The sequence below is a fragment of the Nocardia aegles genome (assembly GCF_052545135.1).
In genome coordinates, this window is sequence record NZ_JBQWRI010000004.1 from 288502 (window position 1) to 310651 (window position 22150).

Annotated in this window: 23 protein-coding genes; 13 read left to right on the plus strand and 10 right to left on the minus strand. The window is 69.6% G+C overall.

Going from position 1 to position 22150, the window contains the following annotated elements:
* Window positions 1-106 precede the first annotated feature (106 nt).
* Window positions 107-553, plus strand: a complete 447-nt coding sequence (locus ACT89H_RS14780) for a MarR family winged helix-turn-helix transcriptional regulator (RefSeq protein WP_445109158.1) — start codon at window positions 107-109, stop codon at window positions 551-553.
* An 87-nt stretch (window positions 554-640) separates the two neighbouring features.
* On the opposite strand, the gene ACT89H_RS14785 is transcribed toward ACT89H_RS14780, so the two are convergent.
* The 3 genes from ACT89H_RS14785 to ctaC form a co-directional block, all read right to left on the minus strand.
* Window positions 641-1081, minus strand: a complete 441-nt coding sequence (locus ACT89H_RS14785; RefSeq protein WP_445109159.1) for an RICIN domain-containing protein — start codon at window positions 1079-1081, stop codon at window positions 641-643.
* 315 nt (window positions 1082-1396) lie between these two features.
* Window positions 1397-1813 carry a cytochrome c oxidase subunit 4 gene (locus ACT89H_RS14790; RefSeq protein ID WP_445109160.1) on the minus strand — a complete coding sequence of 139 codons (417 nt, stop codon included), beginning with the start codon at window positions 1811-1813 and terminating at the stop codon, window positions 1397-1399.
* Window positions 1814-1826: 13 nt separating this feature from the next.
* On the minus strand, window positions 1827-2918 hold the full coding sequence (gene ctaC, locus ACT89H_RS14795; protein WP_445109341.1) for an aa3-type cytochrome oxidase subunit II: 1092 nt from the start codon (window positions 2916-2918) through the stop codon (window positions 1827-1829).
* A 364-nt stretch (window positions 2919-3282) separates the two neighbouring features.
* Between ctaC and asnB the strand changes: the two genes are divergently transcribed.
* A complete protein-coding gene (gene asnB, locus ACT89H_RS14800) occupies window positions 3283-5226 on the plus strand; it encodes an asparagine synthase (glutamine-hydrolyzing) (protein ID WP_445109161.1) in 1944 nt (647 codons plus the stop codon).
* Between the two features lie 57 nt (window positions 5227-5283).
* Here the strand turns inward: asnB and ACT89H_RS14805 are convergent, their stop codons facing one another.
* The gene (locus tag ACT89H_RS14805) at window positions 5284-6252 is read right to left on the minus strand and encodes a carbohydrate kinase family protein (protein WP_445109162.1); all 969 of its coding nucleotides are present in this window, start codon (window positions 6250-6252) and stop codon (window positions 5284-5286) included.
* A gap of 233 nt (window positions 6253-6485) precedes the next feature.
* Window positions 6486-6836 (minus strand): HesB/IscA family protein, encoded by a 351-nt coding sequence (locus ACT89H_RS14810; RefSeq protein ID WP_039797033.1) that lies wholly within the window; start codon window positions 6834-6836, stop codon window positions 6486-6488.
* A gap of 197 nt (window positions 6837-7033) precedes the next feature.
* Here ACT89H_RS14810 and ACT89H_RS14815 point away from each other — a divergent pair, with 197 nt between their 5' ends.
* A complete protein-coding gene (locus ACT89H_RS14815) occupies window positions 7034-7705 on the plus strand; it encodes a DUF3043 domain-containing protein (RefSeq protein WP_445109163.1) in 672 nt (223 codons plus the stop codon).
* Between the two features lie 175 nt (window positions 7706-7880).
* Here the strand turns inward: ACT89H_RS14815 and ACT89H_RS14820 are convergent, their stop codons facing one another.
* Window positions 7881-8042: a hypothetical protein gene (locus ACT89H_RS14820; RefSeq protein ID WP_445109164.1), complete on the minus strand. Its 162-nt coding sequence runs from the start codon at window positions 8040-8042 to the stop codon at window positions 7881-7883.
* A gap of 85 nt (window positions 8043-8127) precedes the next feature.
* Between ACT89H_RS14820 and ACT89H_RS14825 the strand changes: the two genes are divergently transcribed.
* From ACT89H_RS14825 to ACT89H_RS14845, 5 genes are all read left to right on the plus strand, one after another.
* Window positions 8128-9096, plus strand: a complete 969-nt coding sequence (locus ACT89H_RS14825; RefSeq protein WP_445109165.1) for a helix-turn-helix domain-containing protein — start codon at window positions 8128-8130, stop codon at window positions 9094-9096.
* A 94-nt stretch (window positions 9097-9190) separates the two neighbouring features.
* Window positions 9191-9751 (plus strand): bifunctional adenosylcobinamide kinase/adenosylcobinamide-phosphate guanylyltransferase, encoded by a 561-nt coding sequence (gene cobU / locus ACT89H_RS14830; protein WP_445109166.1) that lies wholly within the window; start codon window positions 9191-9193, stop codon window positions 9749-9751.
* Window positions 9752-9902: 151 nt separating this feature from the next.
* Window positions 9903-10982: a nicotinate-nucleotide--dimethylbenzimidazole phosphoribosyltransferase gene (gene cobT / locus ACT89H_RS14835; RefSeq protein WP_445109167.1), complete on the plus strand. Its 1080-nt coding sequence runs from the start codon at window positions 9903-9905 to the stop codon at window positions 10980-10982.
* A 106-nt stretch (window positions 10983-11088) separates the two neighbouring features.
* Complete coding sequence (locus ACT89H_RS14840) at window positions 11089-11844, plus strand: adenosylcobinamide-GDP ribazoletransferase (RefSeq protein ID WP_445109168.1); 756 nt, start codon at window positions 11089-11091, stop codon at window positions 11842-11844.
* Between the two features lie 87 nt (window positions 11845-11931).
* Window positions 11932-12645, plus strand: a complete 714-nt coding sequence (locus tag ACT89H_RS14845; RefSeq protein ID WP_445109169.1) for an MBL fold metallo-hydrolase — start codon at window positions 11932-11934, stop codon at window positions 12643-12645.
* A gap of 1 nt (window position 12646) precedes the next feature.
* Here ACT89H_RS14845 and ACT89H_RS14850 read toward each other — a convergent pair whose 3' ends face one another.
* The 3 genes from ACT89H_RS14850 to ACT89H_RS14860 form a co-directional block, all read right to left on the minus strand.
* Window positions 12647-13744, minus strand: coding sequence for a branched-chain amino acid aminotransferase (locus tag ACT89H_RS14850; RefSeq protein ID WP_445109170.1), 1098 nt, complete (start codon window positions 13742-13744; stop codon window positions 12647-12649).
* 106 nt (window positions 13745-13850) lie between these two features.
* Entirely contained in the window at window positions 13851-14951 is a 1101-nt protein-coding gene (gcvT, locus tag ACT89H_RS14855; protein ID WP_445109171.1) for a glycine cleavage system aminomethyltransferase GcvT, read from the minus strand.
* Complete coding sequence (locus ACT89H_RS14860) at window positions 14948-15601, minus strand: GNAT family N-acetyltransferase (RefSeq protein WP_445109172.1); 654 nt, start codon at window positions 15599-15601, stop codon at window positions 14948-14950. The genes gcvT and ACT89H_RS14860 overlap by 4 nt, the downstream gene beginning before the upstream one ends.
* 109 nt (window positions 15602-15710) lie before the next feature.
* Between ACT89H_RS14860 and ACT89H_RS14865 the strand changes: the two genes are divergently transcribed.
* Together ACT89H_RS14865 and ACT89H_RS14870 are read left to right on the plus strand one after the other, a co-directional pair.
* Window positions 15711-16517, plus strand: coding sequence for a TetR family transcriptional regulator (locus tag ACT89H_RS14865; protein ID WP_445109173.1), 807 nt, complete (start codon window positions 15711-15713; stop codon window positions 16515-16517).
* 9 nt (window positions 16518-16526) lie between these two features.
* Window positions 16527-18038 (plus strand): leucyl aminopeptidase, encoded by a 1512-nt coding sequence (locus tag ACT89H_RS14870; RefSeq protein WP_445109174.1) that lies wholly within the window; start codon window positions 16527-16529, stop codon window positions 18036-18038.
* 210 nt (window positions 18039-18248) lie between these two features.
* On the opposite strand, the gene ACT89H_RS14875 is transcribed toward ACT89H_RS14870, so the two are convergent.
* On the minus strand, window positions 18249-18611 hold the full coding sequence (locus tag ACT89H_RS14875) for an oxidoreductase (protein WP_445109175.1): 363 nt from the start codon (window positions 18609-18611) through the stop codon (window positions 18249-18251).
* Between the two features lie 260 nt (window positions 18612-18871).
* On the opposite strand from ACT89H_RS14875, the gene sucB reads away from it, so the two are divergent.
* Genes sucB through ACT89H_RS14890 form a run of 3 tightly spaced genes read left to right on the plus strand, consistent with a single transcriptional unit; the run spans window position 18872 to window position 22114 of the window.
* Complete coding sequence (gene sucB, locus ACT89H_RS14880) at window positions 18872-20653, plus strand: 2-oxoglutarate dehydrogenase, E2 component, dihydrolipoamide succinyltransferase (protein ID WP_445109176.1); 1782 nt, start codon at window positions 18872-18874, stop codon at window positions 20651-20653.
* A gap of 19 nt (window positions 20654-20672) precedes the next feature.
* On the plus strand, window positions 20673-21581 hold the full coding sequence (locus tag ACT89H_RS14885) for a TIGR01777 family oxidoreductase (RefSeq protein WP_445109177.1): 909 nt from the start codon (window positions 20673-20675) through the stop codon (window positions 21579-21581).
* Window positions 21578-22114: a GNAT family N-acetyltransferase gene (locus ACT89H_RS14890; protein ID WP_445109178.1), complete on the plus strand. Its 537-nt coding sequence runs from the start codon at window positions 21578-21580 to the stop codon at window positions 22112-22114. The genes ACT89H_RS14885 and ACT89H_RS14890 overlap by 4 nt, the downstream gene beginning before the upstream one ends.
* Window positions 22115-22150: the final 36 nt, after the last annotated feature.

A 22150-nucleotide genomic window follows, 5' to 3' on the forward strand; every position in this document is an offset into this window, starting at 1 on the left:
AATAGTGGCGAATCGAAGCTCTCTCGAGCTGGGCGGCCCGCCAGGGCGCAACGCGGCCGTCCCGATCGCCGGTCACTCATATATCATACTGTGATAATATCACTTCATGATGGAAGGGTCGATGTCCGCGCCCGCCCACCCCACCGACCAGGAGTACTCGAGGCTGCTGGCGTTGCGCACCGGGCTTCGCCAGCTGCTGCGGTGGAGTGAGCGCCGGGCGGCCGAAGCAGGGCTCACCGACACCCAGCACCAACTGCTGCTGGCGATCCGGGGGCATTCCGGCCCGGACGGGCCCAGCATCGGAGAGATCGCCGGATACCTGTCCGCCCGCCACCACAGCGTGGTGCAACTGATCGATCGCACCGAGCAACTCGGCCTCGTCGCCCGCAGGCGGGGCGAGCACAAGGACCGCCGCGTCGTCCGCCTCACGCTGACCGAGACGGGCAGGCAAGCCCTGGCCTCACTCGGCGCCACACATCTCGACGAGTTGCAGCGACTCACCCCCCTGATGAGCATGCTGGACGACCCCGAAGTGGTGGCGCAGGCCGGGTGAGCGTTCGCTGCCGGACACGGCACGAGCCAGACGCTGGGCTACCTTCGGCGCCCGAATGTGGACGCGCTGCCCGCGCCGGGCGGGCGATCACGCGTGCTCGAAGTGCCACCACTGACTGTCGCGGCATGGCGCGTACCGCGCCAGTCCGATCCGATCGGTGCCGGTGTCACCGCCGTGACCGGGTAGATCGAGGACGAGTTCGCCGGCGGGCCAGACAGCGATGCGGTAGCGGTCGGGGTCGGCTTCGTCGGTCATGATCTGCCAGCCCATCGGCGGGCCACTGCACTCGACATGCGCTCCCGCACTCACCAGCCCGTCACCGAGTCCCAGCCGAGTGCCGGTGCGTCCGCTGACGATGTACCAGATTTCTTCACCGAATTCCGGCGCGGTGGACAACAGCCAGTGCTGCCATCCGTCCTCGACACCCGGCTCACCCACCACCGTCACCTGATCAGCGCTGTCGAGCGCGAGCACACGACCGGTGCCGACATTGACGATCCGGTAAACGCCCTCGCGCAACCCAGCCATGGTCTGCCGTCCTCACCGTCCGCGAAAAGTCCGAAGCCCACGGCCATCGCAGGAGTTCCCACGCCAGAGCTTTCCGCACCTGTGGGCTACCCGCCCGTTCACTCGTGAATCACATTCGAGTGCGCGGACGCGCTCGCGTTCCCGACTACTTACGCTCCCGGGATCGTCGGCTCGCACGCTTCGGGTTTCAGCTTCTCAACGGCTGCTCACACGAAAGCGCTCGGCCGGGATATCCCAGCCGAGCGCGTCGCTATGCCTTTGTCCGCCACCGCGGCACCCGGAACCTCCGGTGCGCCGCTCCGGTGACTATCGAGCTCAGTGCTTCTCCGGCCCGAGGTAGTACTCGAACACCAGTCCCGCGGCGGCGGTCAGGACGCAGACGACGCCGATACCGATCAGCCAGAACTGGAAGAACGCCAGACCGAGCGCGGTCACCGAACCGGCGGCGGCCAGGGTGATCGGCCAGAAGCTGCCGGGCGAGAAGAAGCCCAGGTCGCCGGCGCCGTCCACGATCTCGGCGTCCTCGTAGTCCTCCGGGCGCAGGTCGAGACGACGGGCGACGAACCGGAAATAGGTGCCGATGATCAGCGACAGGCCCGCGGTCAGCACCATGGCCGTGGTACCCGCCCACTCGACACCGGTGCGCGACTGACCGGTGAAGAAGCCGTAGACGCACGCGATGATGACGAAGAACACCGTGAGCAGTTCGAAAATCCGCGCTTCGATCTTCATCTCAGATCAATCCTCACTTGCTCTCGGCCGAGGCCGCGCTCTTGGTGTCGCGCCTGGTGTTGAACGGCGTGGTGGACGTGGCGACCGGGGACTCCCCGATGGACTGGAGCGCCTCGGCGTTGGTCTTGCCCGCCTGGCGTGCGTCCAGGTACTTGGTGAACTTCTCCGGCGTGACCGCGCGGACCTCGAAGTTCATCATCGAGTGGAAGGTGCCGCACATTTCGGCGCAGCGGCCGACGAACGCGCCTTCCTTCTCGATCTTGGAGATCTGGAAGACGTTGTCGGAGTGGTTTTCCTTCGGGTTCGGCATCACGTCGCGCTTGAACAGGAACTCCGGCACCCAGAAGGCGTGGATCACGTCGGCGGCGGCGAGCTGGAACTCGATGACCTTGCCGGTCGGCAGCACCAGAACCGGGATCTCGTTGCTCGAGCCGATCGTCTCGACCTTGTCGTAGTGCAGGTAGGACAGGATGTCGTTCTCCGGCTTGCCGTGCACCGGGCCCGGCTGCGGGTGACCATCCTTGGTCCGTTCCTTGTACCCCTCGAGCTGTTCCTGGTTGAGCGCCTCACGGGAGGTGTCGATGCCGTCGAACCGGTAGCCGTCCTTGAAGTCGACGTTGCGGTAGCCGAACTTCCAGTTCCACTGGAAGGCGGTCACGTCGACCGTGACGTCCGGATTGTCCACCTTCTCGTGCACGTAGTTCTGCACGACCACGGTGAAGTAGAACAGCACCGCGATGATGACGAACGGGATCGCCGTGTAGGTCAGCTCCAGTGGCACGTTGTAGCCGGTCTGGCGCGGGAACTCCGGGGAGTCCGCCTTCTTGCGGTGGAACGCGACGGTCCAGAAGGTCAGGCCCCAGACCAGCACGCCCATCGCCAGCGCGGCGATGACCGACCAGGTCCACAGTTCCCGCATCCGGGTGGCCTGCGGCGTGATGCCCGAGGGCCAGCCGAACCGCAGCCAAACATTGTCGATCGAGCAGCCCGAGACGAGCAGCGCGGTGATCCCCAAGGACACCGCCAGCCCGGCCCGCCGAAGGATGCGGCCCCGCCCACCCCGGGCGGGTCGTGCCCCGATCTCTTCGCTCGCCTTGTGCGCCACGCTCACGCCTTCCTGGTCGCCACACATTCCGACAGTGCATCGTCGGGGCTGCGATCGGCCCCGACGATACGTCCTAAGCTCGTTTCAGGGCGCCCTCCGGGCCGGCGCATTTCGCGCGGGTCGCCTGAGAGAGACCTGAGTACTACGCAGCGTAGACCAAACGCACCCCCGGTTTGTCGTCGGGTCGGCTTCGGCACCGCACCGGGCCCGCCGGGATCATCGTCACCAGCTATTCCGTCCGGGACACGACGCGCACGACGCGCGGATGCGGCGGGTGCGGCATACTCGGACACTAGATTTCGTCCCCTTGCGCCCCGTCCGGTGCGCGCGTATCCCGACTGCGAGAAATGAGGTTGCCGACGCCGTGTGTGGACTGCTCGGATTCCTGGCATCTGACGAGGCGGCACCTGGCACGGTGGAGCAGGTCTACGAGGCCTTGCACTGTGTGCGTCACCGCGGCCCGGACGAGCGCGGTACCTGGCACGACGACCAGGTGATCTTCGGCTTCAACCGCCTGTCGATCATCGACATCGAGCACTCGCACCAGCCGCTGCGCTGGGGCCCGCCCGAGCAGCCCGACCGCTACGCGCTGACCTTCAACGGCGAGATCTACAACTACCTGGAGTTGCGTGCGGAACTCGCCGAGGCGCACGCCGCCGAGTTCCCGGACGGCAGGATCTTCCACACCGAAGGCGACAGCGAGGCCATCGTCGCCGCGTTCCACTACTGGGGTCCCGAGGCGGTGCGGCGGCTGCGCGGCATGTTCGCCTTCGCGATCTGGGATACCGAGACCCAGGAGCTGTTCCTGGCCCGCGACCCGTTCGGCATCAAGCCGCTGTTCCTGGCCACCGGGCCGGGCGGCACCGCGTTCGGCAGCGAGAAGAAGAGCCTGCTGGAACTGCTGCCCGCGCTGCGGTTGAGCGACGAGTTGGACCCTCGGGCCCTGGAGCACTACACGGTGTTGCAGTACGTGCCCGAGCCGGAGACGCTGCACAAGGACATCCGCAGGCTGGAATCGGGCAGCTACGCCACGGTGCGGCCCGGTGCCGCGCCGGTCGTCACCCGGTATTTCACGCCGAAATTCCCGGTGCGCCCGTTCACCCCGGGTTCGGCGGCGGCACGCTACCGGGAGATCGCCGCGGCGCTCGAGGACTCGGTCGCCAAGCACATGCGCGCCGACGTGACGGTCGGCTCGTTCCTGTCCGGTGGCATCGACTCCACCGCGGTGGCGGCGCTGGCCATGCGGCACAACCCCAAGCTGATCACGTTCACCACCGGGTTCGAACGCGAGGGCTACTCGGAGGTGGACGTGGCCGCCGAGAGCGCCGAGGCGATCGGCGCGCGCCACGTGGTGAAGGTGGTGTCCCCCGCCGAGTTCGCCCAGGCGATCCCGGAGATCGTCTGGTACCTCGACGATCCGGTGGCCGACCCGGCGCTGGTCCCGCTGTACTTCGTCGCCAAGGAGGCCCGCAAGCACGTCAAGGTGGTGCTCTCGGGTGAAGGCGCCGACGAGCTGTTCGGCGGCTACACCATCTACCGCGAGCCGCTGTCGCTGAAGCCCTTCGAGAAGCTGCCCCGCGGCGTGCGCAGGCTGGCGGGCAAGCTGTCGGATCGGATCCCGGACGGCACGAGGGGCAAAAGCCTGCTGCACCGCGGCTCGCTGACGCTGGAGGAGCGTTACTACGGCAACGCGCGCAGCTTCAACGACGCCCAGCTGCGCGCCGTGCTGCGCGAGTTCCGGCCGGAATGGACCCACCAGGACGTCACCGCGCCGCTGTACGCGCAGTCGCGCGGCTGGGACCCGGTGGCCCGGATGCAGCACCTGGACCTGTTCACTTGGCTGCGCGGCGACATCCTGGTCAAGGCCGACAAGATGACCATGGCGAATTCACTGGAACTGCGCGTGCCGTTCCTGGACGCCGAGGTGCTGAAGGCGGCCGAGGGGCTGCCGTTCGACCAGAAGATCACCAGGGAGACCACGAAGTACGCGCTGCGTCAGGCGCTGGAGGGCATCGTGCCGCCGCATGTGCTGCACCGCGCCAAACTCGGCTTCCCGGTCCCGCTGCGGCACTGGCTGCGCGGCACGGAACTCTACGACTGGGCGCGGCAGCAGATCGCCGAGTCACAGACCGATCACCTGCTGAACAAGGCCGCGATCAGCGAGATGCTGGTCGCGCACCGGGCCGGCACCGCCGATCACAGCCGCAGGCTGTGGACACTGCTGGTGTTCATGGTGTGGCACGGCATCTTCGTCGAGGACCGGATCAAGCCGGAGATCCAGGAACCGGCCTACCCCGTCTCGCTCTGACCGCGGAACGTGAGAAGGCGCGCACCCGGCCGGGTGCGCGCCCTTCGTCAGCACGATCTACAGCAGCGTCTTGATGTCCGCCGCGGCCTCGGGACCGTAGGCCTCGGTGAGGCGCTCGAGCGCGGACTCCTTGTTGAGCGTCCATTCCTGGGTACCCATGGTCTCCAGCACGAGCACGGCGATCAGGGAGCCCAGCTGTGCGGACCGCTCCAGACTCAGCCCAGCGGTGTGCGCGGTGAGGAAGCCTGCGCGGAAGGCGTCGCCGACACCGGTCGGCTCGACCTTCGCCCGCTCGGGCACGACGCCGACGGTCACCTCGGTGCCGTCGCGGTCGACGATCCGCACACCCTCCGCACCCAGGGTGGTGACGCGGACGCCGACCTTCTGGGCGACCTCTTCCTCACTCAGACCGGTCTTCTGCAGCAGCAGCGCCCACTCGTACTTGTTCGTGAAAAGATATGCGGCGCCGTCGATCAGCTGCACGGACTGGTCGCCGTCCAGACGGGCCAGCTGCTGCGACGGATCGGCGGCGAACGGGATGCCGAGTTCACGGCATTCGGCGGTGTGCCGCAGCATCGCCTCCGGATCGTTGGCGCCGACCAGAACGAGGTCGAGCTGCTGGGTCTCGGACAGCTGGGCGATGGAGATATCGCGGGCCTCGCTCATCGCGCCCGGGTAGAACGACGCGAGTTGGGCCATGTCTTCGTCGGTGGTGCAGACGAAACGCGCGGTATGCGCGCGCTCGGATACCAGCACGGTGGAGCAGTCGACCCCGTGCTTCTCCAGCCAGGCGCGGTACTCGCCGAAGTCGGCGCCCACGGCGCCGACCAGCAGGGGCGTGCGATTGAGCAAGCCCATGGCATACGCGATATTGCCCCCGACGCCGCCGCGACGGATCTGCAGATCGTCGACGAGGAAGCTCAGTGACACGTGGTCGAGCTGATCGGCCAGCAGTACGTCGGCGAACCGTCCGGGAAAACGCATGAGGTGGTCGGTCGCGATGGACGCGGAAACGGCTATGGACACGTGGCTGAGCCCCTTCAACGGTAGGCGGCAGGCGGTGCAGACCGGGACGCGAGTCCCGACCTCACCGTAGCTGAACCGCCTCCCCGAGTCTTCAGGCCGTAGCGTGTGAGCGGCACCGGATTTGCGTTCAGGTCCTGCGTACGTGCCGCTCGAGGGCTGGGCGTTCCCGGCGAGTTACCCAGGTTCTCGCGCCATCGGTCGTCGCGTGTCGTGGGCCCGCCGGGGTCATTGCCTCAGTTGAAGGAGTCGCCGCAGGCGCAGGAGCCGGTGGCGTTCGGGTTGTCGATGGTGAAGCCCTGCTTCTCGATGGTGTCGACGAAGTCGATCGAGGCGCCCTGCACGTACGGCGCGCTCATCCGGTCGACGGCCAGGGTGACGCCACCGAAGTCGACGGTCAGGTCGCCGTCGAGCGAGCGGTCGTCGAAGAACAGCTGGTAGCGCAGGCCCGCGCAACCACCCGGCTGCACCGCGATCCGCAGCGCCAAGTCGTCGCGACCCTCCTGGTCCAGCAGTGCCTTCGCCTTCGCGGCGGCGGCGTCGGTCAGAGTCACACCGTGGGTGGCGGTCTCGTTCTGCACAGTCATGAACTCTCCTCGAGGAACCTGTGGTCAACCCGTGAACAGCGCACGGGTCGTGTCGGTAAACACCACTCGGCAGGCTGCTATTCCTCCATCTTGCCACCACCCCGTCCGAGGTGGCACGCAACCTGCGTGACCCCGCGCACTCCCGGCGAATCGGACCGCATTTCTCGCCGCGTTACCCATCGAATAGCCTGGTCGGTGTGAAATTGTTCCGTCGCGGCGAGTCAAGCACCACCGACGCGACCGCCGAATCGACGGTGGTCACGAACGGCGACTCGGCCGCGGGCACCACCCGCGCGGCGGCCACGGCCACCGCGGGCAAGGGCCGTCCCACCCCGAAACGCCGTGACGCGCAAGGCAAGCGACGCGGCCCGGTAGCACCCGCTCCGCTCACCGCGAAGGAGGCCCGCGCCCGGCGCAAGGCCGCGCGGGGCACCAAGGAGGAGCGCAAAGCGGCGGCCGCGAAGCGGCGCGAGGCCGCTGCGGATCGACGGGAGCGCATGCTCGCGGGCGAGGACAGATACCTGCCGCCCCGCGACCAGGGTCCGGTCCGGGCCTTCGTCCGTGACATCGTCGACGCCAGGCGCAACCTGGTCGGCCTGTTCATGCCGATGGCGCTGGTGCTGATTTTCTCGATGTTCCTCGCGCCCGGGCTGCAGACCGTCGTCACCTTGGCCATGCTGGTGATGATGCTGTTCATGGGCATCGAGGGCATCCTGCTCGGCCGTGTGGTGAACAACCGGGTCCGGGAGCGTTTCCCGGAGACCACCGACGGCGGGTACAGCCTCGGGTGGTACGCGTTCGTCCGCGCCTCCCAGATCCGCAAGATGCGCGCCCCGAAGCCGCGGGTCGCCCCGGGCGACGCTGTGTAATTCGGCCGCGTAATTCGGTCGCGTAGTTCGGTCGCGCGGTTCGTCGCGGCGTGTTCGCGGCACAGGCTCGGTCCCGCTGCGCTCGAAAGACGTGGTTGCCGTGCGCTGGGCACGTCGACGGTGGGGCGCTCGCGCACAAGGCGCGCAGTTCGGACGCCGGGTTCGTTCGGGTCGGTCAGCGGTGGTGGATGTTCCGGGCGAGCATTGCGGTCAACTCGGAGTGCAGGCGCTGCGCGTCGCGGTCGATCACATGCGCGGAGCCCGCCCGGTCCGCGCTGCGGGCGATGACTGTGGCGAAGACCACGATGGCCGCCAGGGAGACGATAAATGTAACCATGGCAGCAATTTTGCGGTCAGTAATTTACCGCCGAAAGTGGCAGCACTGACACTGTTCGTAAAAATTCGGCCATTAGACTGGCGGCATGCTGTCGAAGATCGCCGTGGTGCTGTCCGAACGGATGGCCATGTTCGAATTCGGGGTGGTCTGTGAGGTTTTCGGCCTCGACCGCACGGCCGACGGACTGCCCGCCTTCGATTTCCGGGTGTGCGGGGCCGATCCGGGCGTCCCGCTGCGCTCGACGAGCCCGGGTATCACCGTCACACCGGAGTACGGGCTGGAGGAATTGACGGCGGCCGATCTGGTGGCCATCCCGGCCGCCGCGGCCGACCAAGGATTCGATCCGCGGGTCGTCACGGCCATCCGCGACGCGGCAGCCGCCGGGGCGACCGTGCTCACCGTGTGCTCCGGAGCGTTCTTGGCCGGGGCGGCCGGGCTGCTCGACGGCCGCAAATGCACCACGCACTGGCGCTATGTAGAGCAGCTCTCCGCTGAGTACCCTCGGGCGACCGTCGATCCGGATGTGCTGTTCGTCGACGAGGGCGACCTGATCACCAGCGCGGGCACCGCCGCGGGCATCGACGCCTGTCTGCACCTGGTGCGACGCGAGCTCGGCAGCGCCGTGGCCAACGCGATCGCCCGGCGGATGGTGGTGCCCCCGCAGCGCGACGGCGGGCAGCGCCAGTTCATCGAACGCCCCGTCGCGGCGTGTGCCTCCGACAGCCTCATTCCCACCTTGGAGTGGATGAACGAGCACCTCGACCGGCCGCACTCGGTGGAAGACCTGGCCACGCGCGCCAATATGTCCACCCGCACCTTCGCACGCCGATTCGCCGCCGAGACCGGAACCACCCCGGTGAAATGGCTCACCAACCAGCGCGTGTTGCTGGCCGAGCAACTGCTCGAGGAAACCGGCCTCGGTCTGGAACACATCGCCGACCGCTGCGGCTTCGGCTCCGCCGCCCTCCTGCGCCATCACTTCCAACGCCTCGTCGGCATCGCCCCCACCGAGTACCGACGCCGTTTCGGGCGCCGCCCCGAAGCATCCGCCTGATCGCAGAACGAGACGTCCGCTCGCCAGTTCGCTGGGGCGCGGGTCGCAGCGGGAGTCACAGGGCAACCCACGGTTCGATTGATACCGTGCATCCGTGCCGGAAAGTTCCTCACCCGCGACGCCACGCAGCACCCTCGTTCTGGGTGGGGCGCGGTCAGGGAAGTCGGCGTTCGCCGAGGACCTCGCGGTGCGGGCGGGCGGCCCGGTGCGCTATCTCGCTACGGCGGTGCCCGATCCCGCCGACCACGATTTCGCCGAGCGCATCGCCAAGCACCGCGGCCGACGCCCGGCCGGCTGGTCGACCATCGAAAGCGCGGACCCGACCGTGGTTCTCACCGCATCCGTGCCGACACCGCCCGCGGTCACCCTGATCGACGACATCGGCACCTGGCTGACCGCCCGCATCGACGCGCGCGAGGCTTGGGAGTCCCCACGCGGCACGGTCTCCCCCGACACCGACGCACTGGTCGCGGCCGTCGCCGCCTACACCGGCGATCTCGTTATCGTCAGCCCGGAGGTAGGCATGGGCGTCATCCCGGCCACGCGGTCGGGCCGCCTTTTCCGCGACGAGATCGGCACCCTCAACCAGCGCCTGGCCCAGATCTGCGACGAGGCCTTCCTGGTCGTAGCGGGTCTCCCCGTTCGTCTCAAGTAGCCCGCGAGACCACGGGTGACGACCCCTGCTACCCCGCATTCACATGCGCCGACCGCTGCGGAGGGTCAGGTCACGGGCCCACGTCGTGATCGGGCAATGGCAAGATTGGGCGGCGTAGTCGGCGGAACCGCCATGACCGAAAGGCTCGATAGTGACGCACGGATTCGGACCGGTAGCGCCTCCGGACACACAGTTTCGTGCGGCGGCCGAGCAGCGGCAAGCGCAGCTGACCAAACCCGCGGCCGCGTTGGGCCGATTGGAGCAACTCGGCAACTGGGTGGCGGCCTGCCAGGGCACGTGCCCGCCGAAGCAGTTCGAGCGCGCCAGGGTGGTGGTCTTCGCCGGGGATCACGGCATCGCGCGGCACGGGGTGTCGGCGTATCCGAGCGAGGTCACCGCGCAGATGGTCGCGAACTTCCTGGGTGGTGGCGCCGCGGTGAACGCACTGGCGGCGGTGGCGGGCGCGACGGTCCGGGTGGCGGACATCTCGGTCGATGCCGACACCGGCCCGCTGGTGTCCGAGCACAAGGTGCGTCGCTCCAGCGGGGCGATCGATCGCGAGGACGCGCTCACCGCCGAGGAGGTGCGGGCGGCGATCGAAGCAGGCCGCGCCATCGCCGACGAGGAGATCGACGCGGGCGCCGACCTGCTGATCGCGGGTGACATGGGCATCGGCAACACCACTCCGGCCACCGTGCTCGTCGCGAGCCTGACCGACACCGAGCCGGTCGCCGCGGTCGGCCGCGGGACGGGCGTCGACGATGCCGGATGGATCCGCAAGGTCGCCGCGATTCGCGACGCGATGCGCCGCGCCCGCCCGGTAGTGAAGGACCCGGTCGAACTCCTGCGCGTGGCCGGGGGCGCCGACTTCGCCGCGATCGCGGCGTTCCTCGCGCAAGCCGCCACCCGGCGCACGCCCGTCATTCTGGACGGGGTCGTCGTCACGGCCGCGGCGATGGTCGCCGAGGATCTCGCCGCGGGCGCGAGCGCTTGGTGGCTGGCCGGTCACCGCTCCACCGAACCGGCACACGACCTCGCGCTGCGACACTTGCGCCTGGATCCCCTGCTCGACCTGACCATGCGCTTGGGCGAAGGCTCCGGCGCCCTGACCGCCCTTCCGATTCTCCGCTCGGCGGTGGCCGCTCTTGCGGAGATGTCCACCTTCGCCGAAGCGGGCGTCAGCACCGCCGACGCCGAACCGGCCAGCGCCACGCCGAACCTGCGCAAGTGACGTTCTCCGGCGCCACCTTTTCCCGTTCGTCGACGGCGACGGGGGCGGAGCAATCTCGCGCCGACGGCCTCGTCGGCTGTGTCACGACCGGTCCGGACGGCCCGGCGTGAACGGGGTTCGGCTGGCGATTTCCTGGCTCACGGTGCTGCCGGTCCGTGGACCGGCTGTCGTGGACCGGTCGGCGGCGGGCCGGGCGATCCTGCTGGCGCCGCTGGTCGGTGCCCTGCTCGGGGCCGGGGCCGCGGGCCTGCTCTGGGCGCTGACCCGGGTCGGGGCGAGCGCCTCGCTGGCCGGGCTGCTCGTGGTCGGCGCGCTGGCGTTGCTCACCAGGGGTATGCATCTCGACGGCCTGGCCGACACCTTGGACGGGCTGGGCAGCTATGGGCCCCCCGAGCGGGCCAGGCAGATCATGAAGAGCGGCGGCGCCGGGCCTTTCGGCGTCGCGGGACTCGTGTTCGTCATCGGCGTACAAGCGTTTGCGCTCGGGTCCCTGGCCGATTCGGGCCGGTGGTTCGCCGTCGCCGTGGCCGTGGTGACCGGCCGTGTCGCGGTGATCCTCGCCTGCCGGGGCGTCCCGGCCGCACCGGGCACCGGGTTCGGCGTTCTGGTGGCCGGCACCCAGACCGCCGCCGCTGCGGCCCTGTGGTGGGTGGCCGCGGTGGGCCTCGCCGGGTTCGCCGTCCCGGGCCGCCCGTGGCTCGGCCCCCTCGCCGTGACGCTCGGCCTGGTCGCGTCGACGATTCTGGTCCGGCACTGCGCACGCCGTTTCGGCGGACTTTCCGGTGACGTCTTGGGCGCCGCGGTCGAGACCACGGTGGCGCTCACGGCGGTCGTGCTGTCCCTGGCCGTCCAGCCCGGCTGACCGTTCCCGGGGGCAGGAGTCCGGGTCACTGGAACTTATCCGGCCGTGGCGCGCGGGGCGTCTGGGTCGGGCAATAAGGTGGGCGGTATGTCTTCTGAGCGCCTGTATTTTCGCCAGTTGTTGTCGGGACGCGACTACGCCGTGGGCGATCCGATCGCGACGCAGATGCGCAACTTCGCGTATCTGATCGGCGATCGGGAAACGGGCGAGTGCGTGCTGATCGATCCGGCCTACGCCGCGGGTGATCTGGTGGACATCGCCGAGGGCGACGGCCTGCGACCGATCGGGGTGCTCGCCACCCACCACCACCCCGATCACGTAGGCGGCACCATGCTCGGGTTCGCGCTGGGCGGCGTGCGGGAACTGCTCGAAAAGACAAGCCTCCCAGTGCATGTCAACGCCAAAGAGCTGCCGTGGGTGGCCAACGTCACCGGGATCGCCGAGAGCGAGCTCACCGGCCACGAGCACGGCGACAAGGTCACCGTCGGAGCTTTCGAGATCGAACTACTGCACACGCCCGGTCACACCCCCGGCAGTCAGTGCTTCCTGTTCGACAACCGCCTCATCGCGGGCGACACCTTGTTCGTCGACGGCTGTGGCCGCACCGACTTCCCCGGCGGCGATTCGGACGACATGTTCCGCAGCCTGCGCTACCTGGCCGGACTTGCCGGCGACCCGGTGGTCTATCCGGGCCACTGGTATTCGCAGGAACCCAGCGCGGCACTGTCCACTGTCCGGGACAAAAACTACGTCCTGCGTCCGCAGACGCTGGAGCAGTGGCACATGCTGATGCCGGGCTGAGTCACATCCGCCGCATCCACCCGTGCTTGTCGGCGAAGGTGCCGCGCTGGATGCCGGTGAGGGTGTCGCGCAGGGCCATGGTCACCGCGCCGGGCTCGCCACCGCCGATGGTGAATTCGCCCGCGCCGGAACGAACCCAGCCGACCGGCGTGATCACCGCGGCGGTGCCGCACGCGAAAACCTCGGTGATCTCGCCGGATTCGGCGCCCTTGTGCCACTCCTCGACCGAGATCCTGCGTTCCTCGACCGGGAAGCCGGAATCGGCGGCGAGGGTGAGCAGCGAGTCGCGGGTGATGCCCGGCAGCAGCGAACCGGACAGTTCCGGGGTCACCAGCCGCGCGTCGGAGCCGGAACCGAAGACGAAGAACAGGTTGTTGGTGCCCATTTCCTCGACGTAGCGGCGCTCACACGCGTCCAGCCACACCACCTGGTCGCAGCCCTTGGCCGACGCCTCGGCCTGGGCCAGCAGCGACGCGGCGTAGTTGCCCGCGACTTTCGCCTCGCCGGTACCGCCCGGTGCGGCGCGCACGTATTCGGTGGACAGCCAGACCCGCACCGGTTTGACCCCGCGCGGGAAGTACGCCCCCGCCGGGGAGCCGAGCAGCAGGTACTTGTAGGCCGCGGCGGGCTTCACGCCCAGCCCGGCCTCGGTGGCGAACATGAACGGCCGCAGGTACAGCGATTCCTCGCCGCCCGCCGCGGGCACCCAGTCGCGGTCCACCTCGAGCAGTTGACGCACCGACTCGACGAACAGTTCGTCCGGCAGCTCGGCCATCGCCATCCGGCGAGCCGACCGGCGGAAACGCGCGGCGTTGGCGTCGATGCGGAAACAGGAGACGCTGCCGTCGCTCTGCCGGTAGGCCTTGAGTCCTTCGAAGATGGCCTGGCCGTAGTGGAACACCATGGTCGCGGGGTCCAGGGTCAGCGGCCCGTACGGCTCCACCCGCGCGTTGGTCCACGTGCCGCCGACGTAATCGATCGAGACCATGTGATCGGTGAAGTACCGCCCGAACCCCGGCTCCGCCAGTACCTCCTGTCGCCGCTGCGCCGGAAGTGGCGCGGGATGCGGAATACGGGTGAACTGTGCGGCAGCGGTCATGCCGACGATCCTATCCGGCCCGATTCCAGCCATTTCGCCACGGTCCGCACCCCTGTCCGCCGCGCCATCGGCGGCCGATCGCCCGCGCGTCCGGGAGAAGGGCGAGTTACTTCGTGCTGCTCCGGACGAACGGCGGGCGCACGACTTTGCACCGCAGGCGCCGGCCGCGCACGTCGACCTCGACCTCGGCACCGGGTTCGATGCCGGCCGCGGTGTCGAGCAGGGCCAGCGCGATGCCGAGCCCGAGGGTGGGCGAGAAGGTGCCGGAAGTGGTTTCGCCGACCGGCTCGCCATCGCGCAGCACGGTCTGCCCCGGCCGGAGCACACCGCGATCGAGTGCCTCGAGACCCAGCAGGATTCGACGCGGACCAGCCGACTTCTCCTGCTCCAGAGCGGCCTTCCCCCAGAACTGCGGCTTCTGCCAGCCGACCGCCCACTCACAGCGCGCCTGCACCGGGGAGATGTCCAGGGAAAGTTCGTGCCCGTGCAGCGGATAGCCCATCTCGGTGCGCAAGGTGTCGCGGGCCCCGAGCCCCGCCACCTCGCCCTCGGCGGCGCGCACCCGCTCGACCAGGGCGCGGAACAGCGGTTCGGCGTCGTCCCAGCGCGGCAGCAGCTCGTAGCCGTGCTCGCCGGTGTACCCGGTGCGGCAGACCCGGACGGGGCGGCCGGCCCACTCGGCGTCGGCGTAGGCCATGTACTCGAGATCGGTGGGCAGCCCGAGCGCGCTCAGCACACCGGCGGAGCGCGGGCCCTGCACGGCGAACACGGCGTAGTCGCGGTGCTCGTCGGCCACCGTGACGCCCTCGGGCGCGGCCTTGCGCAGTTCCGCGACGACCGCCGCGGTGTTGGCGGCGTTCGGCACCAGGAAGATCTCGTCGTCGCCGACGTAGTAGGCGATCAGGTCGTCGATCACTCCGCCGTCCGGGGCACAGCACAGCGTGTATTGCGCCTTGCCCGGCCGGATCCGGCCGAGATCATTGGTCAGGGCCGAGTTCACGAACGCCGCGGCGCCCTGGCCGCGTACGGTCGCCTTGCCGAGGTGGCTGACGTCGAACAGCCCCACCGTCGTGCGAACCGCCCGGTGCTCGGTCACCGTGCCCGCGTAGGACACCGGCATCTCCCAGCCGCCGAACGGGGCGAAGGTCGCCCCCAGCTCGATGTGCACGGCGTGGATGGGGCCTTGCCGGAGGTTCGTCTCGGTCACCGGCCGAGCTTATCCGGGACCAGGGTGTCGCGGGCGCGCGCGCACCGAGGCCGGAACCACATCGGGATGAGCGTCGGGCCGTGCTCCGGCAAGGTGTGGGTGGTTCCGGTCGGCGCGAATCCGCAGCGGCGGTAGAGCCGAGCGGATCGTTCGGTACTGGCTTCCAGGAACGCCGGGAGGTCCGCCTCGGACGCCGCCGTCAGCCGATCGGCGAGGATCGCCGCACCGGCCCCCTTGCCGCGATGCTCCGGCACGGTGACGATCACCTGCAGATAGCGGTGCGGGAACTCGCGGGGGTGTTCGCGGGCGAGCAGGTCGGTGACGATCGCCAGCCGCTGCGCCACGCGCAAGTCGGGCGCCTGTTCGAGCATGGTCCGCACCTCGGCGGCTTCGTCGGCGAATCGCTCGACCGACGTGACGTGCTGCCAGATCGACATCGACCAGATCTCCTCGCCTGCCCCGGCGACCCAGATCTCGTCGTCGCGCAATGCTCGGTCGACCAGACCGGGCACGAACGCGGTGCGGAAACGTGTATCGGGCTGTCCTTCGAGCACCCACGCGGTCACCACTTCGTCCGCGCCGGCGACGCCGAACGCCTCGATCAGCGCGTCCCGGTCCTGGACACCGGCCCGGCGAGCGGTGATCTCCATTCGTTTCCCTTTTCCCTGCGAACACCGTATTTCTGCACAAATCTAGGCAGGTCACAGCCAGATCACTACTATTTCGTCACACCTGTTCGTGTGTCGAAACGGAATCTGGATGACCTGCGCGATCTGCCGCAACGAACTCGCCCAGCCGAGCCGGGGCCGACGGCGCAAGTACTGCTCACGTTCTTGCCAGGCCCGTGCCTATCGCGCCCGCCGCGCGGCGCTTCCCGTACGTCGCCCCACCCGTCCGACGCGGCTGACCACGGTCGGGATCGCCCGTGCGGCGGTGGAGCTGGCCGACCGCGACGGGATCGACGGCCTCACCATGCGCCGCCTGGCCGGCACCCTCGGCATCGCGACCGCCACCCTCTACCGCCACTTCCCCGACCGGGAGGCACTGCTGGCGAGTATGGCGGAGCTGGTGCTCGACGAGATCCCACCGCCCGGGGCGGAGTGCATCGACCGGCGTCCCCGGCTCCGGCACGAGGCGCACCAGGAATGGCGCCTCTATCGCAGGCATCCGTGGATGCTGCCGCTGCTGGCGCGCGTACGCCCGCCGCTCGGCCCGGCGTTGCTGGACATCCTGGAGCGGAATTTCGCCGCCCTCGATCACCCCGGCCTGACCCGGGAGACCGGATTCGCGATCTACCTCGCGTTGTCGGGCCTGGTCCAAGGGCTCGCGCTGCTGTGGAGTTCGGAAGGCGCCGACCGCCTGGGCGATCCGCGCGACGCCACGGAGGCGGCCGCGCTGCGGCACGAACTCGCCGAACTGCTCGACCCCGCACGGCGGCCCGTCCTGCACCGTTACTTCACCGACCTCGACTTCGGCTTCGAGATGGACTTCGACGACCTGCTCGCGACCGCGGTGGAACTCCTGCTCGACGGCGTCGCGGTGCGCCATCCGGAACGAACCGAATAGCCTGTGCCAATGACCGCTGTTGCAGATCGCTCGCTCGGACCGGAACTGGCACGCACCGAGACCATCGGCGCGGACACCGATGTCCTCGTCATCGGGTTGACCTCCTCGGAGGACGGTCCCGCCATCGTGCCCGAGGACCTGTTCGGCGACGTGCTCACCGCCGACGTGCGAGCGGAACTGCTCGATCAGCTCGGCGCGGTGGGCGCCAAGGGCAAGGCCGAGGAGCTGACCCGCATCCCGGCGCCGGCCGGACTGGACGGAGTGACCAGCGTCCTGGCCGTCGGCCTCGGCTCCGCCGAGAAACTCGACGCCGAGCAGATCCGCCGTTCGGCCGGTGTGGCCGCCCGCTCGCTCTCCGGCACCGAACTGGTGGTGACCACACTGTCCGGGCTGGATATCGGTGCCGCCGCCGAGGGCTTCTACCTGGGCGCCTACTCGTTCACGCCGTTCCGCTCGGACAAGTCCGCGCCCAAGCCGGACGAGCGGCCCGTGGCCCGCGTCGAGTTGCTCGTGCCCGAGCCGGGATTCGGCGAGGAAGCCCTGTTCCGCGCGCAGCTCACCGCCGAGGCCGTGGCCACCGCACGGGATTTCGTGAACACCCCGCCCAGTCACCTGTTCCCGGCCGAGTTCGCCTCGCGCGCCCGGGAACTCGCCGAGGCCGCGGGCCTCACCGTGGAGGTGCTCGATGAGAAGGCGCTGGAAGCGGGCGGTTACGGCGGCGTGCTCGGCGTGGGCAAGGGCTCCTCGCGCCCGCCACGCCTGATCCGGATCACCTACGCGGGCGGCCCGAAGAAGGTGGCGCTGGTCGGCAAGGGCATCACCTTCGACACCGGCGGCATCTCCATCAAGCCCGCCCAGAACATGGAGAACATGACCTCCGACATGGCGGGTGCCGCCGCCGTGATCGCCACCACGCTGCTGGCCGCGCGGCTGAGCCTACCGATCACCGTCACCGCAACGGTGCCGATGGCGGAGAACATGCCGTCGGCCACCGCGCAACGCCCCGGCGACGTGCTCACCCAGTACGGCGGCACCACCGTCGAGGTGCTCAACACCGATGCCGAGGGCCGGTTGATCCTCGCCGACGCGATCGTCCGCGCGAGCGAGGACGAGCCGGAATACCTGATCGACGTGGCCACCCTGACCGGGGCGCAGATGGTCGCCCTCGGCACCCGCACGCCCGGCGTGATGGGCACCGACGAATTCCGCGACCGGGTGGCCCGCATCTCCCGCGAGGTCGGGGAGAACGGCTGGGCCATGCCGCTTCCGGCCGAACTGCGCGGCGACCTGAACTCCAAGATCGCCGACCTGGCCAATGTGGCGCCGCACCGCTGGGGCGGCATGCTCTCGGCCGGGCTGTTCCTCAAGGAGTTCGTCCCGGAGGACGTGCAGTGGGCCCACCTCGACGTGGCAGGCCCGGCCTACAACACCGGCGGTCCGTTCGGCTACATCGGCAAGGGCGGCACCGGTGTCCCGGTCCGCACGCTGATCGCCGTGCTCCAGGACATCGCCGGGGAGTGAGCGACAGGCGCGTCGTCCGAGGTTGTTCCTGGACGACGCGCTTCATCCTCGGGAGCCGCGGCACGCGTCCCGCCCGCCCGCGAATTCCCACTCCGAAGAGACTCCGGTGCGGGTCGCGACGTGTTGGACTTTCGGCGTGGGAGCGTCGGCTCGCAGGTGTACGGCCGCCGCGGACCCGGCGAAATCGGGCGGAAGGGACGATCCGACGGCTCAGAGGTCGTACAGATCACGCTCCATGTCGCGCTGCCGCTGCACCCGCTTACGAGCGTCGTAGTCGCGCATCCGCTGTGGATATCCGGTCTTGCGGACATCGTAGACGGGGATGCGCAAATCCTTGGCAATCCGTTGTGCCCCGCGCTCGCCGACCACCCGGCGCGTCCATTCACCATCCGCGGCGATCAGGATCACCGTGACATCTGTCACCGTGGTCTTCGGTTCGATGTAACCTTCGACCCCCGCATGCGTACGCACCCAGTCGGCCAGATAGCGCGCGTCCTGTGCGGACACCGAACCCCCACGTAGAGTGCCGCCACCCCGGGCGGCGCCGCCTCGGAAACGATCCAGCAAACCCAACGACGCCGACCTCCTTTTCCCGCACCGGAGAATGTTCACCGCCGGTCTTCCCATACTGCCAGCTCGGCGTAGTTGACCGCCCTGTGCTACATGAATCGTGGGCGAGTGCAAGGATGGACCGCGGTACAAGAACCACACGGATCTCCGGTGCCAGCACAATGATCGGTGGCTTCCGGTCGAGCGTCGCGACCCGCGGCGAGCGTCCGCAGCGAGATCAACTGTTGTAGAACCCCGTCGAGCAGTCAGAGGAGTCAACGGACATGGCCTTCTCCGTCCAGATGCCCGCTCTTGGTGAGAGCGTCACCGAGGGAACGGTGACCAGGTGGCTGAAGCAGGAAGGAGACACGGTCGAGGTCGACGAGCCGCTGCTCGAGGTCTCCACCGACAAGGTCGACACCGAAATCCCGTCCCCCGCGGCGGGTGTGCTGTCGAAGATCGTCGCCAACGAGGACGATGTGGTCGAGGTCGGCGGCGAGCTCGGCGTGATCAGTGAGCCCGGTGCGGCGGCTTCCTCCGCTCCCGCGCCCGCTCCGGAAGCCGCGGCGCCCGCGCAGGAGACCCCGGTCCCCGCGGAGGAAGCGCCCGCCGCTGAGCCCCAGCCCGCCCCCACAGCCCCCACAGCCCAGGCCGCCTCCGCGTCGTCCGGTGACGGCACGCCGGTGAAGATGCCGGAACTCGGCGAGTCGGTCACGGAGGGCACCGTCACCCGCTGGCTGAAGTCCGTCGGTGACGAGGTCGCCGTCGACGAGCCGCTGCTCGAGGTCTCCACCGACAAGGTCGACACCGAGATCCCGTCGCCCGTCGCGGGCACCCTGCTGGAGGTCACCGCCCAGGAAGACGACGTCGTGCCCGTCGGTGGGCAGCTCGGCGTCATCGGCAGCGGAGCACCGGCGGCCGCAGCGCCCGCGCCCGCGCCGGCCCCGGCTCCCGCACCGAAGCCTGAACCGGCTCCCGCCGCCCCGGCTCCCGCTCCCGCCGCCGCGGCTCCTGCCCCGGCCCCGGCCCCGGCTCCCGCACCCGCCCCGGCTCCGGCGCCGAAGCCCGCCCCGGCTCCCGCGCCCGCCGCCACCGCGGCCGCCGAATCCTCCAACGGCGCAACGCCCTACGTCACTCCGCTGGTCCGCAAGCTGGCCGAGGAGCACAACGTCGATCTCGCCGCGATCACCGGTTCCGGTGTCGGTGGCCGCATTCGCAAGCAGGACGTGCTCGCTGCCGCCGAGGCCAGGAAGGCACCGGCTCCGGCTGCCGCTCCGGCCGGGTCCGCTCCGGCCACGCGGGCGCCCGCGGCACCGGCCGCCGCCCGTTCGCAGCTGGCCCACCTGGTCGGCACGGTGCAGAAGGCCAACCGCATTCGCCAGATCACCGCGACCAAGACCCGCGAGTCGCTGCAGACCACCGCGCAGCTGACCCAGGTGCACGAGGCCGACGTCACCAAGATCGCGGCGCTGCGCAAGCAGGCCAAGGCGGCGTTCAAGGAGCGCGAGGGCGTCAACCTGACGTTCCTGCCCTTCTTCGCCAAGGCCGTGGTCGAGGCGCTCGGCGTGCACCCGAACGTCAACGCCAGCTACGACGAGTCCAGCAAGGAGATCACCTACCACGCCTCGGTGCACCTCGGCATCGCCGTCGACACCGAGCAGGGCCTGCTGTCCCCGGTGATCCACAACGCCAGCGACCTGTCGCTGGCCGGACTCGCGCGCGCCATCGCCGACATCGCCAACCGGGCCCGCAACGGCGGGCTCAAGCCCGACGAGCTGGCCGGCGGCACCTTCACCATCACCAACATCGGCAGCCAGGGCGCGCTGTTCGACACCCCGATCCTGGTTCCGCCGCAGGCGGCCATGCTCGGCACGGGCGCGATCGTCAAGCGCCCGGTCGTGGTGACCGACGAGACCGGCAACGAGTCCATCGGCGTCCGTTCGATGTGCTACCTGCCGCTCACCTACGATCACCGCCTGATCGACGGCGCCGACGCCGGTCGCTTCCTGACCACGATCCGGCACCGGCTCGAGGAAGCGGCGTTCGAGGCCGATCTCGGCCTGTGAGGAAGGTCGCACGGCACGTATGAAGGTCGTGATCGCCGGCTCGTCCGGGTTGATCGGGACGGCGCTCGTCGCGGCCGTGCGCCGCGACGGGCACGAGGTCGCCAGGCTGGTGCGCAGGAAACCGGCGGCTCCGGACGAATTCGCCTGGAACCCGGCCCGCGCCCACCTGGACGAGCGGGCGCTGCGCGGCGCCGACGCCGTGGTCAACCTGTGCGGCGCCGGCGTCGGGCGGCGGCGCTGGACCGGCAGCTTCAAACAGGAGTTGCGCGACAGCCGGATCACACCCACCGACGTGCTGGCCGCGGCGGTCGCCGCCGCGGGCGTGCCCGTGCTGCTCAACGCCAGCGGAGTGCACTACTACGGCGGCGACACCGGCGACCGCGTGGTGGACGAGACCTCCCCCGCCGGTTCGGGATTCCTCGCCACGCTGTGCCGAGACTGGGAGAGGTCGACCGAGCCCGCGGCGGCGGCCGGGGTGCGCACGGTGCTGTTGCGCAGCGCCGTGGTGCTGTCACGTGCCGGTGGCCTGCTCGGCCTGCTGCAGCCGCTGTACGCGCTCGGCTTGGGCGGGCGACTGGGCAGCGGCCGTCAGTACCTGCCGTGGATATCGCTGGCCGACGAGATCGGCGCGATCGTGTTCGCGCTCACCCATGACGCGGTGTCCGGCCCGATCAACGTGGTCGGCCCCGCGCCGGTCACCAACGCCGAGTTCAGCCGCGCGCTGGGCCGGGTGATGCATCGCCCGACTCCGCTCGTCGTCCCGGCGTTCGCGCTGCACGCGCTGGTCGGCGAGCTGGCGCAGGAGGCGATTCTGCACGGCCCGAGAGCGATTCCCACCGCCCTCGAGGAAGCGGGCTACCAGTTCCACCATCCCAGCATCGGCGCCGCGCTGGCGGCCGCGCTGGGACGATCCGGAGATGCTCGATGACCGACCGACTCGACGCCGGCCCCACCACCGTCATCCGCGACGCCACCACCGACGATCTTCCGGCGATCCTCGAGATCCACAACGCGAATATCGCCACCTCCACCGCGATCTGGGACACCGAGCGAGTCGGCCTGGACGAGCGCCTGGGCTGGTTCCGGGCCCGCACCGGCGCGGGGCTGCCCGTGCTGGTCGCCGAGATCGACGGGGAGCCGGCCGGTTACGCGAGTTACGGTCCGTGGCGCGCCAAGTCGGGATACCGCTACACGGTCGAGAACTCCGTGTACGTCGACGAACGCTTCCAGCGTCGCGGCATCGCCACCGCCCTGCTCACCGACCTGATCGACCGTGCGCGCCGCGCGGGCACCGTGCACGCCATGATCGCCGCCATCGAATCCTCCAACACCGGTTCGATCGTGCTGCACGAGCGCGTCGGCTTCCGCACCGTCGGCGCGCTGCCCGAGGTGGGCCACAAATTCGGCCGCTGGATGGATCTGACCCTCATGCAGCTGACCTTGCCGGTCGAGGTCGACTGACCCGCGTCTGCGCGCTCGGCCTGCCGAATCGCCGGG

Coding starts and splice junctions, on each gene's coding strand:
- ACT89H_RS14780 (WP_445109158.1), top strand. CDS start 107: ATGATGGAAGGGTCGATGTCCGCGCCCGCCCACCCCACCGACCAGGAG.
- sucB (WP_445109176.1), top strand. CDS start 18,872: ATGGCCTTCTCCGTCCAGATGCCCGCTCTTGGTGAGAGCGTCACCGAG.
- ACT89H_RS14885 (WP_445109177.1), top strand. CDS start 20,673: ATGAAGGTCGTGATCGCCGGCTCGTCCGGGTTGATCGGGACGGCGCTC.
- ACT89H_RS14810 (WP_039797033.1), bottom strand. CDS start 6,836: ATGACTGTGCAGAACGAGACCGCCACCCACGGTGTGACTCTGACCGAC.
- ACT89H_RS14860 (WP_445109172.1), bottom strand. CDS start 15,601: ATGGAGATCACCGCTCGCCGGGCCGGTGTCCAGGACCGGGACGCGCTG.
- ACT89H_RS14790 (WP_445109160.1), bottom strand. CDS start 1,813: ATGAAGATCGAAGCGCGGATTTTCGAACTGCTCACGGTGTTCTTCGTC.
- ACT89H_RS14785 (WP_445109159.1), bottom strand. CDS start 1,081: ATGGCTGGGTTGCGCGAGGGCGTTTACCGGATCGTCAATGTCGGCACC.
- ACT89H_RS14845 (WP_445109169.1), top strand. CDS start 11,932: ATGTCTTCTGAGCGCCTGTATTTTCGCCAGTTGTTGTCGGGACGCGAC.
- ACT89H_RS14850 (WP_445109170.1), bottom strand. CDS start 13,744: ATGACCGCTGCCGCACAGTTCACCCGTATTCCGCATCCCGCGCCACTT.
- ACT89H_RS14865 (WP_445109173.1), top strand. CDS start 15,711: ATGACCTGCGCGATCTGCCGCAACGAACTCGCCCAGCCGAGCCGGGGC.
- ACT89H_RS14890 (WP_445109178.1), top strand. CDS start 21,578: ATGACCGACCGACTCGACGCCGGCCCCACCACCGTCATCCGCGACGCC.
- ACT89H_RS14825 (WP_445109165.1), top strand. CDS start 8,128: ATGCTGTCGAAGATCGCCGTGGTGCTGTCCGAACGGATGGCCATGTTC.
- ACT89H_RS14820 (WP_445109164.1), bottom strand. CDS start 8,042: ATGGTTACATTTATCGTCTCCCTGGCGGCCATCGTGGTCTTCGCCACA.
- ACT89H_RS14870 (WP_445109174.1), top strand. CDS start 16,527: ATGACCGCTGTTGCAGATCGCTCGCTCGGACCGGAACTGGCACGCACC.